Annotated in this window: 10 protein-coding genes; 3 read left to right on the forward strand and 7 right to left on the reverse strand. The window is 59.9% G+C overall.

The genetic code is table 11. The features are described from left to right. Positions 1 to 56: 56 nt before the first annotated feature. The 3 genes from JG739_RS08980 to JG739_RS08990 all read right to left on the reverse strand — a co-directional run bounded on the left by JG739_RS08980 (position 57) and on the right by JG739_RS08990 (position 4512). Positions 57 to 911: an MBL fold metallo-hydrolase gene (locus JG739_RS08980; protein ID WP_202366156.1), complete on the reverse strand. Its 855-nt coding sequence runs from the start codon at positions 909 to 911 to the stop codon at positions 57 to 59. A gap of 127 nt (positions 912 to 1038) precedes the next feature. Then, positions 1039 to 1494, reverse strand: coding sequence for a cyclic nucleotide-binding domain-containing protein (locus JG739_RS08985; RefSeq protein ID WP_202366157.1), 456 nt, complete (start codon positions 1492 to 1494; stop codon positions 1039 to 1041). Positions 1495 to 1797: 303 nt separating this feature from the next. Continuing rightward, positions 1798 to 4512, reverse strand: coding sequence for an ABC transporter transmembrane domain-containing protein (locus JG739_RS08990; protein ID WP_202366158.1), 2715 nt, complete (start codon positions 4510 to 4512; stop codon positions 1798 to 1800). 29 nt (positions 4513 to 4541) lie between these two features. Here JG739_RS08990 and JG739_RS08995 point away from each other — a divergent pair, with 29 nt between their 5' ends. Together JG739_RS08995 and JG739_RS09000 are read left to right on the forward strand one after the other, a co-directional pair. Continuing rightward, positions 4542 to 4826 carry a hypothetical protein gene (locus JG739_RS08995; RefSeq protein WP_202366159.1) on the forward strand — a complete coding sequence of 95 codons (285 nt, stop codon included), beginning with the start codon at positions 4542 to 4544 and terminating at the stop codon, positions 4824 to 4826. Positions 4827 to 4973: 147 nt separating this feature from the next. Beyond that, positions 4974 to 5648 carry a class I SAM-dependent methyltransferase gene (locus JG739_RS09000; RefSeq protein ID WP_202366160.1) on the forward strand — a complete coding sequence of 225 codons (675 nt, stop codon included), beginning with the start codon at positions 4974 to 4976 and terminating at the stop codon, positions 5646 to 5648. An 84-nt stretch (positions 5649 to 5732) separates the two neighbouring features. On the opposite strand, the gene JG739_RS09005 is transcribed toward JG739_RS09000, so the two are convergent. Genes JG739_RS09005 through JG739_RS09015 form a run of 3 tightly spaced genes read right to left on the reverse strand, consistent with a single transcriptional unit; the run spans position 5733 to position 9386 of the window. Continuing rightward, positions 5733 to 6929 (reverse strand): glycosyltransferase family protein, encoded by a 1197-nt coding sequence (locus JG739_RS09005; RefSeq protein WP_202366161.1) that lies wholly within the window; start codon positions 6927 to 6929, stop codon positions 5733 to 5735. Continuing rightward, a complete protein-coding gene (locus JG739_RS09010; protein WP_202366162.1) occupies positions 6926 to 8170 on the reverse strand; it encodes a glycosyltransferase in 1245 nt (414 codons plus the stop codon). The genes JG739_RS09005 and JG739_RS09010 overlap by 4 nt, the downstream gene beginning before the upstream one ends. Before the next feature lies 1 nt (position 8171). After that, the gene (locus JG739_RS09015) at positions 8172 to 9386 is read right to left on the reverse strand and encodes a glycosyltransferase family protein (protein WP_202366163.1); all 1215 of its coding nucleotides are present in this window, start codon (positions 9384 to 9386) and stop codon (positions 8172 to 8174) included. A 164-nt stretch (positions 9387 to 9550) separates the two neighbouring features. On the opposite strand from JG739_RS09015, the gene JG739_RS09020 reads away from it, so the two are divergent. After that, a complete protein-coding gene (locus JG739_RS09020) occupies positions 9551 to 10957 on the forward strand; it encodes a class I SAM-dependent methyltransferase (protein WP_446720545.1) in 1407 nt (468 codons plus the stop codon). Positions 10958 to 11305: 348 nt separating this feature from the next. Here the strand turns inward: JG739_RS09020 and JG739_RS09025 are convergent, their stop codons facing one another. Beyond that, positions 11306 to 12475 carry an aldose epimerase family protein gene (locus JG739_RS09025; RefSeq protein WP_342216439.1) on the reverse strand — a complete coding sequence of 390 codons (1170 nt, stop codon included), beginning with the start codon at positions 12473 to 12475 and terminating at the stop codon, positions 11306 to 11308. Between the last annotated feature and the right edge of the window lie 282 nt (positions 12476 to 12757).

Raw genomic sequence — 12757 nt, forward strand, 5'->3', positions numbered from 1 at the left:
TGTGAACGGTTTTCCGTCCGGAATTGCGTTAACACAAAGAGATGGAGGAAAATAGCTCAGCGCTTTTTGTGCAATGAGCCCGGAAATTTGAGCGTCTGGCCATCCCGAGCGGCAAAAGCGCCGGCAAACCTGTCTTTGGCCAGTTGCTCGATCTCGTCCAGTTCCTCGTCGGTGCGTGTCGGATCGTGGTGAAACAGCGCAAGGCCTCGTGCACCGGCCGCCTCACAGAGCTTGACGCCCTGTTGCCACGTCGAGTGACCGTTACCGCGGCGGCGTTCCATTTCCTGCTCGGTGTAGGTGCAATCGTAAATGACGAGGTCGGCATCTTCGATCAGGCCGAGCACCGCCTGATCGAGTTTGTCCGGCTCGTGCTCAGTGTCTGTGATCACCGCCACGACCCGGCCGCCCCATTCGACCCGGTAGCCTATGCAGCCGCCCGGATGGATAAGACTGCCGGTTCGGACCACCACCCCTTCGCGCGGGCGAAGCACGTCTCCGGATACGAAATCGCGGCAGTCGAGCCTTGCCTTGCAGATATCCAGTTTCACCGGAAACCACGGCGGCCGCATGAACTCATCGACCATCTGCCGGGTCGTCATGCGTCCTGCAAGATGCCCGGACCAAAGCTGAAGCTTGACGCTCCGGTCATAGATCGGCGCAAAAAACGGCAACCCGATGATGTGATCGTAATGGCAATGGGTGAAAAACAGGTCGAAATTGGTCACGCCCGACGCTCGAAGCGCCCCGCCAGCAGCCCGTAGGCCGGAGCCCGCGTCGAATAGAAGCGTATGCTTGCCGCATCGCATCTCAATACAGCTCGTGTTGCCGCCATAGCGAGAGAATTCTGGCCCCGATACCGGAATGCTGCCGCGCACGCCCCAAAACCTGACCTGGAAAACGTCATAGTCCATGCTACCCCTTCCCAGTCCCCGTCGCCCATCGTAGCCAAACAACTGCTGCTAGGCGAGACAGGTTTTCTCCGGGTGACCTTCTCAGCAAGAGGCCAGTGCCGTCGCGACGGCGAGGATCGAGCTCACGTCATCCGTTCTTGGCGCTTCGTGCGTCGATCAGATCCGCGGTCGTATGGCTTAGGCGATCGGCAAGAACCCGCAATATCTCGATAGTCATTTCCGGGAACTCCCTCATAAGCCGCAGGAAATGATCCTTGCGGATCCTCAAGGCTTCCAGCGGACTTGCCGCCCTGACGGTGGCGGTGCGGGAGCTGTTGCACAATATGGCGATCTCGCCAACAATCGAATTTGGCTCCAGTTCGGCAACTTTTATCGGTCCGCTGTCGGAATCGACCAGGATATCCGCCCTGCCTGAAAGGATGACATAGGCGGCGTCTCCCTCGTCGCCCTGCCGGAAAAGGATCTGACCGGCGCTGTAGCTCACACGATCGGATGTGAACGCAAGCAGCTTGAGCTTTGTCGGCTCGATGGCAGAGAACAAGGGAACGCGTTGCAGCATTGCAACTTCATCCTTGAGCAGCATTGTCGCAAACCCTCCCAAAATTCGCGTTTCCCAGACTAGAGCAACGGACGCCCAGATGGAATGAATTCTGTTTCCGGGATGGCGAGACGAACCGCGCGAAAGGTGGCGAGCCCGATGTCGTGCGATCGGGCGATGCCGCCTGGAAATGGCGTCCGCCAACCGGAAACCCGAAGAGCCGGGTGAATTTTCGGCAAACCCTTCTGGGTTTCGGCGGGGATGTGGCCTCGCTACGCCCCTCGCCGAACCCCATGACCTTGCCGTGAATTCCCACCGGCAGAACGATCCATCTGAATGTCCGTTGCTCTATGACGCCAGTTCCTTGAATATACCGTTCCCTGCCAAAAGTGTCTCGGGTGTTCCGTCTTCCACCAATTTACCCGAGTCGAAAACGATAACGCGATCGAACATCATCGCCATCGCCGGATTCGTCACGACCCACACAATTGCCGGCGAATGCCCGTCGCGCCTGGCTTCCTCGAGCACGTTCCGCAGCACCTTGTCCTGCATGCGCTGGTCGAGCGCCGACAGCGGCCGGTTGAGAATGAGAAAATCAGGACGCTTGAGCAGGGCCCGGGCAACATCGAGCTTCTGTCGCTGTCCACTGGTCAGCCGCCTGCCGCCGGAGCCGACGTTGAAGTCCAGGCCGACATCCAGAAGTTCGGCATAAAGCCCCAGTTCGTCAAGAATGTCATAGACGATCGAGCGTATGCGGTCCGGCGCGTCGGGATGGTTGTTGCCCACACGCCCGAACAGGACATTATCCATGACGGAGGCCGCGGCAATGTATTTGGCAGGATCATACCGTTCGATCGCATTTTGCAGCTCGGGCGGCAGGTTTTCATAGAACCGGTTGCGTGCAGCGACGATCTTGCTCATCAGCTCGTCGCTTAGCAGGCCGAAGCGGTGCCGGGGCTCGATATAGGCAAAGCTCAAGGTGACGATCATGGCGCGGTCGTTCTCCGAAACCGCCTCGTGGGGACGGTTCTTGAGCCGTTGCAGCAAGGTTTCGTAGGTGGGTATCTCCTCGGCGCTCATGAAGGTGAGCTGCTGGAAGAACTGGTGATCGGGCGGCAGGTCGGCAAACAGCTCGATCGCCTGTTCGGCGATCTCCATGCCCATTTCATAGAGCGTGCGGTCGAGGCCGGCTTGCCTTAGCACAGAAGCAAAATAGGGATTGGACGCTAGCGCCCTGTCGGCCAGTTCGGGGCCGGCGGCAGCGCCGAAGAGCAGGTTTTGGCCGATCGTTGCTTCCTTGTTATAGGCGCCCGGTTCGAAAGGAACCACCAGTTCGCTCAGCCCTTCGTGTTCCAGCCGGGTTCGCAGCGCCGCACGCAGTTCGACGATCCGCCTGGCAAGCTCCGTGTGACGCGTGAGGTCGGCCGAAGAGCGCAAGCCAAGATCCAGAATGTCGCGCGATAGGACAACCGCGTCGAGCACCCGGCGTACGGCTTCAAAGAGGTCGTGCGGTCCGGTAGCGCCGGCGGAAGCATAATTGATCCAGTCGCTGTGAATATCAAAATCCGGATTGCCCGACCGGCGCGCCTCGTTGATGTTCCAGCGGTGCCGGTCTGCCGCAGCACCGTCATAAGGCACCGATGTCAGCGGCGCATGCTTCAACCCGTAGAGCAGGTTATCGCGGAGGCTTGCCTGGAACAGGAAAGCATCCGACGAGGCATAGGACATGCGCCGGCCGGTCACTGATTCGGGGAGTTCAAGCAGGTCGTCGGCGCCCAAGGCGATCCTTCCGCTGGCCGGCCAGTTCAGCCGCGCGAAGGCTTCCGCAAGCGCCTCAGCTCCACCTGTTGCGGTACTGACCAGCGCCACCGTCTCACCCGGCTTGATCTGGAGGGAGATACGGTCGAGGAGCATTGCACCGCCATCGTCTGCTATGGACAGACTGATCGCCGACAGGGGTTTGGTCATCGGATCGGGATCGTCGATCGTCAATGCCCCTATTCTCGGCGCAATGAGACTCTCGGCGGTGAACTGTTCAACGACCTGTTGATATTTGACCTGGATATCCTGCCGCGCCTGATCCCAGTCGATCAGTTCTTTCATCGGTCCGGGCAGGTCCTTGTAGGCGCCGATCACGGCCACGAGCTGACCGACGTCCAGCCGCCCCTGGATGACCAGATAGCCGCCGATCATGTAGAACAGAAAGGGCGTGACCTGCGCGAGAAAATTGTTGAGGAACTTCACCATGAATTTCCATTGGTAAAGGTCGAAGCGGATCTTAAAGATGAGCCCGAGCCGGGCAGCTATGTCGGCGCGCTCGTAGTTTGATGTGTCGTGGACGTGAACCGCGCCGATGCCGTCGACGATTTCGCCAACCCGGCCCGAAAGCGCGCGCGCCGTCAACTGCCGTTCGCGCCCGAGCACGATCAGTCGTCGCCGCATTCGCGGGATGAGCGCGATCTGGATCACCACGATCACGGCAGCTATCATTCCGAGCCAGAAGTTCTGGACCACGATGAACAGCATGGCCGTCAGCGCCTGGCCGCCGAGCAGCACCGGCTGCACGAAGGCATCGCCGATGAAGCCGCCAAGCGGCTCCACCTCGTCCTTCACCATTGTCGCCACTTCGGCGGATTTCACACGCTTGAAGTAAAACGGCGGAAACCGCAGCACACGATCGACCAGATCGAAGCGGATGCGCCGCAGCATGCGTTCGCCGAGGCGGCCCTTGTAGGTGTTGATGTAGAGTTTGAACAGGCCGTTGATGACGACTAGCAAGAGGAACACAAGGCTCAGGGCAAACAGCGTCGCCTTGCGGTCGAGCTGAAAACCGGAGAACAACTGGACCTCTCCGATGAACGGCAGGTTATAGTGTAGCCGCATGAATGGCTGGGTCGCGCCCGGTTGCTCGAAGCCGCTACCTTGGATCGGGCCGTTGACGATCAGCTTCGGCAGGTCGAAGGACATGAAATACGGGATCATCGAAAGCACGACGATCATCAATATCCAGAGCTGCTGCTTCTTGGTGTGCGTCCAGATATAGCGGGCTATGCTGGGTTCCATATGCGGCTGTGGACCCTTCAGTTGGAAGGATGCAGGATGTAAAAGCACCTGCTGGCGAATGGCGTATCGGCAATTTCTTCGTCGCCAACGACAAGCTCGAAACTGCAGCGCACGGGAATTGTCCTGCGCTCAACGATGGAAAGAACCTGCGAGGCGGCGCGATCCAGTTCCGGCGCATGATCGATGACAATGTCATGGGCATTGTTGATCAGCGAAGAAAGCAGCTGGCCAAACGGTTCGCGGCTTCCGTAGGGTTTTGGCGAATAGAAGAGCAGCACGCGGCCCGAGCTGCGCGGCTGGTGCTGGTGGATTGACGCCGATGGTCCGGACAGATGCAACAGGCTCTCTCCGGCACCGGGCAATGGCGAAGCGGCTTGCAGCATAATCACGTCCGCGAATCAACAGCCTTCCGGGGGCAAGATTGCGTTGTGTCGCCCGAAATCCCAACATACAAGACGAATATGATTGATGTCACGCAACCACGCAATGCCGGCATGGACTGGCACGAGCAAGCCTTTGACCTGACGCGGGGAATTGCTGCCTATGTCAAGTCCCCCCTGGTGGCAGGGCTGGCGCGCGTCATCACCAAGCATCCGAACGCCGATATCGCCAACGCCTTCAACCACAAGCAGGTCGCCTGCAAGATGTGGGCGCTCGACAGGCTGTTCGAAAGTTGCGGCGGCCGGTTCGGGCGCATATGGGTTCTGGGTGGGTGGTACGGCGTATTGCCGGCAATGCTTTTCAACGATGTCCGCTTCGAAATCGCGGCGGTCGATAGCATCGACATCGATCCCGAAGTCGCGCCGGTCGCCCGGACCCTCAACCGGGAAGCCGGCGACCGGTTCCGGGCGCTGACGGCAGATATGTACGCACTCGACTATGCGGGCGGGCGGCCCGACCTGGTGGTCAATACGAGCTGCGAACACATAGCCGATCTGCGCGCCTGGCTTGCCCTGCTTCCGCGGGGCACGACTGTACTGCTGCAATCGAACGATTATTTCAGCGAGCCGACGCACATCAACTGCGTGGCTTCACTTGCAGCCTTCGAAGCAATGGCGGCGCTACGGGAGGTGCGGTTCTCCGGCGAACTGCCGACAAAAAATTATACGCGCTTCATGCTGATTGGAACGGTTTGATGCATTTCGCCCGGTTTGGGACAACGACATGCATAAACGAGGAGTTGAAGCACATCGCACGTACCTCGCCAGACGCGACGCGCGTTAGCATCTATCGTCTGTTTGATCATGAACTTTTCCGAAACCGGGCCCCACTTTAAGGGACCATGTTCGATACCGCTGGCGCAGAATTTGCGCCGAGCGACGCGCCCCCTCCAGATCGAGACGATGCGCGGCTGGCCTCGGTCCGGCAAGCGCCTGTTCGATCGCTTGCGCCAAACCTTCAGGCGTTAGGTCCTTCTCCGTCAGCACCGTTGCAAGGCCGAGTTCTTCGAGCATCAGGCTGCGAACCGTCTGTTCGGTTTCCCCGCCGGCTGCAAATGGAACGAGCAGGGAGCGACAACCCGCGCGCAGGACATCGCAGACCGTGTTGTAACCCGCCTGCGAGACTGACAGGCGGGCGCCGGTCAGCAGGCTGGCGAAATCCTCGCGGAACCGGAAGATGGACAAGACCGGCGAGGCATCGCGTGCGATCGCGTCAAACTCGTCTTTCGGCAGGTTTGGGCCGGTGATCAAACACCATTTCCAAGTGTTGTTGGCATTCCGCGCCGCTGCGAGGGTGGAACTGACAAGGCTCTTTCCGGCTGCCCCGCCGCCAACCGACACCAGAACGTCGAATCGCTCGGAGGTCGCGGGCGACGGCGGCGCGGCAACGAGCCCTGTGTAGGTGACCTCGGCCTTGATCGCCCCAGCCATTGGAAACGTCTTGTCGATGGTTGCGAAAGCCGGATCGCCGTGGACCATGACAAGGTTGAAATGCCTGTTGATGAGATCGACCGTTTCCTCGTTTCGGCCCGGCTTGACGCGCTCCTGAAGGATATCACGGACGGACGTCGCCAGCAGCGGTTTGGGCGACGTCGCGTCGATGGCCTCGATCAGCGGCAGGAGTTCGAAACGCATCTGCCGGCGTCCAAATGGAAACGCCTCGACAATGACGATATCAGGCCTGCAATCCCGGAACGCCTGCAGCAGCATCTCTGAACGCCATTTCTTGAAATCATCGTCGATAGGTTTGCCCTGCAGGTCGACAAGTCCAGAAAATCCTTCATCGCCGGAGGTGACAGGTGGCAGGGTTACAGATTTCACACCCGCTCCCGGAAACCCGGCGATCGGCACTCCGCCGGTCACGACGGTTACGTCAAACCCGTCATCGACCAGAGCCGCGGCAATCCGGCTGGCGCGCGCGAGATGGCCGATACCGAGCAGGTGCTGGACATAGAAGAAAGCGCGCAGCCGCTTCATTCGGCGGCCCGCCACTCCCGCTCGAACAGTTCCTTGAGCTGCCCAATGCTTGCCAAATGATCGAAATTTCCGCGCACGCGCCGCTCTGCGGCGTCGCCGAGGCGGGCGCGCAGCTCGGGATCACGGATCAGGCGCTCCAGCGCCTGCGCCAGGGCAATTGGGTTTTCCGTCGGAACCAGCAGCCCGGTTTCATCCGGCGACAGAAGCTCCGGCACGCCGGAAATATCGGTCGACACGCAGGCAAGCCGCTGGCTAGCCGCCTCCACCAGAACATTCGGCAGACCGTCCCGGTCGCCATTTGCGGTGATCCTGCAGGCCAGGGCGAAGATGTCGGCGCAGCGGTAGTGCTCAAGCACCTCCTCCTGCGCGAGCGCGCCTTTCCAAAAGACGCGGCCATCCAGGCCGAGCTTTTGCGCCAGCGCCTTGAACCGTTCCAGTTCATCGCCGCCGCCGATATGCTCGAAACGCCACGCCAAATCACCAGGCAAGAGGGCGAGGGCCTCCAGCAATGTATCGTAACCTTTCTTTTCAACGGCGCGCCCGACACTCAGAATGACAACCGGTTCGTCCGGCGCCGAGCCGTCATGCTGTTTTCGCGCCTCGCCGAAACTGCCGAAGCGATCAAGGTCGAGCCCATGATAGCTCAGATGCACAGACGAGTTGCCGTTAGCGAGTTTTTTCAGACGGTCGAAGCCGGTTTTCGTGCAGGTGACCGTCCAGCGTGCCGAGGAAAGCTTGTCAGCCAGATCCCAGTCCGCCGAAGTCCAGATGTCCTTAGCATGGGCCGAGCAGCTCCAGGGCAGGCCACGAAGCTGGCTGGCGTAGCGCGTCACCGATGCCGGTGTATGCGCGAAATGTGCGTGCAGCCAGCCCGCGTCTTGCGGCCATTCGGCCGCCAGCACGAGCGCTTGCCCGAAGCGGCGCGCGCGATTGCGCGTAAAGTCGCGGCCGAGGTCGATAGCCAGCGATCCGAGCGCGCGCCAGAAGCCCGGCCGCAGCAGATAAGCAAACAGCGAGCGAACCACGCGTAGCGGCTCTTCATGCAGATATTCCGGCAGATAATGGACGGGCGCTTTGATCTCGTCATGCACGGGGTGGCGTTTTGGGTCGGTCGGCCGCCTGAGCGCGACGAGTATCAGGTCGAACCCCGCGCGCTCCAGGCCGAGCAGTTCCTGCGCGATGAAGGTTTCCGACAGCCGCGGATAGCCTTTCAGAACCACGACGATCTTGCGATGTTGCAACTCAGATCATGCCTTCAATGACCGAAAGGTGATGGCCGCCCCGCCGGTCGAGCAGTTCCGCGACGATTTCGGAAATATGAGGCAGCCCTTCCAGCGTCAGATGCGGATGGCTCTGCGATGGGCCGGGCCGGTCCGGCAGCACCTCCAGTGCATCGGCAAACCGCTGGGAATCCTCGGCTTCTTCCGGCAAAAGCATCTCAATGAGGCCGAGTTCGGCTGCGCGCCGTGCTCGGATCAGTTGTTCCTCGCGGGGCTTGACGCGCGGCACGATCAGCGCCGGCTTGTCGAAAGACAGTATCTCGCAATAGGTGTTGTAACCGCCCATCGCCACGACTGCCTTGGCGCCGGCAATCAGATCTTCCATGCGGTTGTCGAACTCGATGATCTTGATATAGGGGATCTTGGACCCCTTCTTGAGCAGCTTGTTGCGCTTGCGCGCCGGCATGTAAGGCCCAAGCACGATCAGCGCCCTATGCTGCAATTGCGGATCGTGCTGATAGGCATCGATGACGCTGTGGATCAGATCGGCGCCGTCACCGCCGCCACCGGTGGTAACGAGGATATAATCGCCCTCGGGCCGGTGGCCGGGCAACTCGTTCTTCTGCAGGCTCCGTTGCAGAAAACCGACGAACTTCATCTTTGCCCTGACAGCCGGCGGCACATCCAAACCGGTCAACGGATCGTAGAAATCCGGCGGACCATAGACCCAGACCTTGTCGTAGAACAGGCCTATCTTGCGCATCACATCCCTTTGTGCCCACTCTGCTTCGAGCAGATGCGGGGCGTCCATCACCTCGCGCAGGCCGAGCACGAGCGTGGTGCCCCGCGTCTTGAGGTAGGACAGCGTGTCCTCGATCTCACCGCGCAGGCCAAGCGGTTCCTTGTCGACGATGAAGATATCCGGCCGGAAGGTCTCGGCTGTGTGGCGGATGATCGACTGGCGCATCCTTAGCGTCTCATGCAGATCGATATCCTTTTCCAGCGAGGTGTATTCGCCGTTGCGCAACTTGATGACGCTGGGGATCTTCACGAAGTCGACACGGGCGCGGTAGTCGAAGGCGCCGGCGATAGTCGCACCCGAAATGATAAGCACCTGAAGTCCGCGGAAATCCTCGACCAGCGAATGCGCGATCGTCCGGCAGCGCTGCAAGTGGCCGAGCCCGAACGTGTCGTGGCTGTACATGAGAATTCGAGCATTTCGTACGTGCTGGGTCATTGTTGAACGTCTTTTGGAATTCTCGCCTGAGGACTGTGGCCGACCCCGCACGAAACTAGCCTCGCGGGTCCACCGACCTGTTTTGGAACATGACGGCGCAATTATCAATTACCCCAGAGGGTAGATATGCGGAAGCCGGGAAGCTGCGTTCATCTCGGATCTTATTGCGCCAGAAGCAGACATTTCCGATCGCGGGCAGGCTGCCCGGATGGGTCGCTACTCGGCATTGGGAGGGGATTTCTGAAGTCCGATCCCTCTCCGCCCCCAGATCGGCATTGATGTACCGACACCGGGTAGTCATACTTACGGGGCAAGTGAGGAGAAAACGATCCACAATGCGTCTGCTGCCAAATCTGCTCTCCCGTTTTGTAAAAAACGGGCGCCTGACTGTCATATTCGAGGATGGCTTCAGGCAAGTCTTCGGCAGTGGACAGGATGGGCCCGACGTGACGATCCGCCTGACCGACAAAGCGGTCGAACGCGAGATCTTCTTCAATCCGGAACTGAAGGCGGCCGAAGCCTACATGGATGGGCGCTTGGTGATCGAGAACGGTGGCAAAGCATTTGACCTCTTGTCACTTTTTTCCGTCAACCGCACTGGGTTGGCAGCCCACCCTGTTCAGAAGGCGTTGCGGAAAGTCTGGCGTGCGTTGCGCCGGCGCCAGCAGAACAACAAGCTCGGTCTCGCCGCCAAAAACGTTCAGCACCACTACGACATCCCGACAAAATTTTATGAGCTATGGCTCGACGAGACAATGACCTATTCGTGCGCCTATTACACGGCAGCGGGCAATAGTCTGCAGCAAGCGCAGATCGACAAGCATCGCCACATTGCCGCGAAGCTCAAGCTAGAGCCGGGCATGCATGTGATGGAAATCGGCTCAGGCTGGGGCGCTCTCGCCATCTATCTCGCCAAGTATTGCGACGTGAAGGTCACGGCGATCAACGTTTCGACGGAGCAATTGGCGGCGTCTCGGCTTCGAGCGATCGAGGCCGGGGTCGCTCATCAGATCGATTTTCGCGAGGTCGACTATCGCGAGGTCAGCGGACAGTTCGACCGTGTTGTCTCGATCGGAATGATGGAGCACGTAGGCGTCGTTCATTTCGACAGCTATTTCACAACCATTAGTAGATTGTTGAAGGAGGGCGGCTTCGCATTGGTTCATGCGATCGGACGCATGTCACCGCCTGGTACGACGGCGCCGTTCATCCGCAAGTATATCTTTCCAGGTGGGTATGTGCCGGCTTTGTCAGAGGTGTTTGCCTCGTTGGAGCGCACGGGGATCTGGTGCGCGGACTGTGAAAATTTGCGGCTGCACTATTACTGGACGATCCACGATTGGCGTCTCGGTTATGAGGCCAGGCGCGAGGAGGCAATCGCCATGATGGGCGAACGCTTCTGCCGTATGTGGGATTTCTATCTGGCGTCGGCCGAACTCGGCTTCCTAAACGGTTCAAATTTTGTCTACCAGATACTGATCTCGACTCGCCGTGACGATGTCCCTGTCATCCGCGATTATATTGTCGAAGAAGAGCGACGCCTACTGAGCTCGATGCAGACGCGTGCGTAGTTTCGTTATACACCAGTGAGCCCGGTCCGCTGGTTAGCTCGCCCTGACTTTGATCGGGAGGCGTAGACAGCGACTTGCATGAAGGTCTGATTGGCTATGGCCAGTGGGCATTCTGGGCGATGGAAAGCCGCAGGCGTTGCGTTCGCCTGCTTCGCCGCAGAGATGCTGCGTGTTCCGCCGGGGACATGGCGCCAGCAAGCAAGCTAAGTCTCCGGATCCGCTGCCTTGCCTCCCCACAGCGACGACACCCAGAGCTCCGGGGGCTACCTCGATCGAACGCCCGTCATTCATGATCTCAGAATCATGGCGACCCATCGATTCAGCAACCAGAAGAACGCAGCTGCAGCGCTAGGACGCGTCGGTGGAGAATTTGTGTATCGTAGTCGACTTCAGCGTTTCGCCCGGTTTCAGCACCGTCGTCGGAAATGACGGCTTGTTCGGCGAATCCGGAAAGTGCTGCGTCTCAAGGCAGAAGCCGTCGGTCTGGCGATATTGCTGACCGGCCGCGCCGACGAGCGTCGAATCGAGGAAGTTGCCGCTGTAGAACTGGACCCCGGGCTCGGTGGTCGAGATCTCCATGATCCGGCCCGAGCGCGGCTCGTAGACTCGCGCGGCGAGCGAAAGCCCACTCCCCGACCGGTTCAGCACGAAGTTGTGATCGTATCCGCGGCCATAGACCATCTGTGGATCGTTCGAGCGGATGCGTGCGCCGATCGGCGCCCCCTGGCGGAAGTCGAACGGCGTGCCGGTCACGGAGGCGAGCTGCCCGGTCGGGATCAAGGTCGCATCGACCGGCGTGTAGCGGTCGGCGTTGATGGTGAGGATGTGATCGTCGATCCCACCCGTGCCGTCGCCGGCGAGATTGAAGTAGGAATGACTCGTGAGATTAACCACGGTTGGTTTGTCTGTCGTCGCCTCGTAGTCGATGCGCAACTCGTTGTCGTTGGTGAGGCTATAGACGACCTGGACCGTGAGCGTGCCGGGATAGCCTTCTTCGCCATCCTTGCTCGTGTAGTTGAGCTGTGCTGCGGCGCCGCTGACGCTGCTCAGCGGCTCGACCGCCCAGACGACCTTGTCGAAGCCTTTCGTACCACCATGCAGGCTGTTGGGCCCGTTATTGGCGGCGAGTTGATATTGCGTGCCGTCGAGCGTGAACTTGGCGCCGCCGATGCGATTGCCGTAGCGCCCGATCAAGGCGCCGAAATAGGGGTTCATGGATTCGTAATCGGCGAGTTCCTTGAAGCCGAGCACAACGTTGTCGAGCTTGCCCCAGCGGTCGGGCACATTGATCGCCGTGATGATACCGCCATAGGCGATGAACTTGACCGACGCGCCCCTGTCGTTGGTGAGCGTGTACAGATCGATGGCTTTGCCGTCCTGCGTGTTCCCGAATGGGGTCTTGTCCACAGAGCCAGCGCCTGCGCTGGTTCCCGTCAGCAGCACACCCATGCCGAGCACGGCCGCGCCGAGCACTGACCTATGCCAGCTACGCGACATGTTGGGATCGATCGGCGTCATGGTTTCCTCCCTCCATAAAGCCTCTTCGCCGGCGGCTTCTGACGAGCCGCCTGGAGGACCAATTCTAAGCTCATCTGGCTATCAAGGTAAGCGCGTCCTGGTAGAGATTGCACGATCACGCCGTGCTTGAAGCGTGTGCCGGATACCGCCGGTCGCATCAGCTCATTGCCTGATCAAAATTGCCGTCGGTGCATGAATCGCAGGACGGGCATCCGCCTGGTTCCGACTTCGCTTGCTGCTTGCCGGAACAAAGCCGACCGACTCTTGGCCGGGCCCTCGCAT

The sequence above is a fragment of the Mesorhizobium sp. L-2-11 genome (assembly GCF_016756595.1).
In the GTDB taxonomy this organism is placed as follows: domain Bacteria; phylum Pseudomonadota; class Alphaproteobacteria; order Rhizobiales; family Rhizobiaceae; genus Mesorhizobium.